Annotated in this window: 1 protein-coding gene; it reads left to right on the top strand. The window is 46.3% G+C overall.

Annotation, left to right across the window (positions count from 1 at the left end):
- A partial coding sequence (locus CALK_RS13095) for an MBG domain-containing protein (RefSeq protein WP_034638405.1) occupies window positions 1–890 on the top strand: 890 nt, incomplete at both ends.

Here is an 890-nt window from a genome sequence, read left to right as displayed (position 1 = left end):
CGGGCAATCTCACCGTAACCACTCGCCCCCTTGAGATCACCGCCGATGATGACAGCAAGGTCTATGGAGACCTCTATGAGTTTGATAATGATGAATACAGCATAAGCTCTGGTGATTTGGTTTTAGGTCATGCCTTGAGTTTAGTCCTTTCCAGTGATGGCGCTGCAGAAGATGCTGAGACAGGCTCCTATGATATCGCCATAGGCTCAGTTGAGATTATGGATGGCGGACAAGATGTAACGTCCAATTATGATATAAGTGAGTTAGAGGGAACACTGACTGTCGGTTTACGGTCTATAGAAGTAACGGCAGATCCAGGCCAAAGCAAGGTGTATGGTGCCTCTGATCCGGAATTTACCTATGATGTTACTTCCGGCGGTCTTGCCGATGGCCATAGTTTTGCCGGTCTTTTGGATCGTTCTTCTGGAGAAGATGTCGGCACCTATGCCATAGGAGAGGGGAGTCTGAGAATAGAGGACGGAGACTCAGAGGATGTAACGGATAACTATGATTTTACCTTTGTGAGCAATGACTTTGCGATAAATCCTGCTCCCTTAACCGTAGAAGCGGATGATAAAAGCAAGACCTATGACGGAGATCCCTATACCGGTTTTACCGTAACCTATATTGGGTTTGTTTCGGATGATAATGAAAGTGATCTGGACGGAAGTCCTGATTTTAGCGGTGATGCCGTAAATGCTACCGATGCGGGGAGCTATACGATCACCCCTCAAGGATTGACCAGTAGTAATTATGATATACATTTTGAATCGGGAACACTGACCATTGACGAACGTACCCTTAATTTGAGTGGTTTTACAGCCGCTTCCAGGATCTATGACGGAACCACCGATGTAACAGGAACGGATTTTTCAGATGACCGTGTAGGT

It is taken from the genome of Chitinivibrio alkaliphilus ACht1, from assembly GCF_000474745.1.
GTDB classification, from domain to species: Bacteria; Fibrobacterota; Chitinivibrionia; order Chitinivibrionales; family Chitinivibrionaceae; genus Chitinivibrio; species Chitinivibrio alkaliphilus.
Note: the sequence above shows the minus strand (reverse complement) of the source record. Positions and strands in the feature narration are given on the sequence as shown.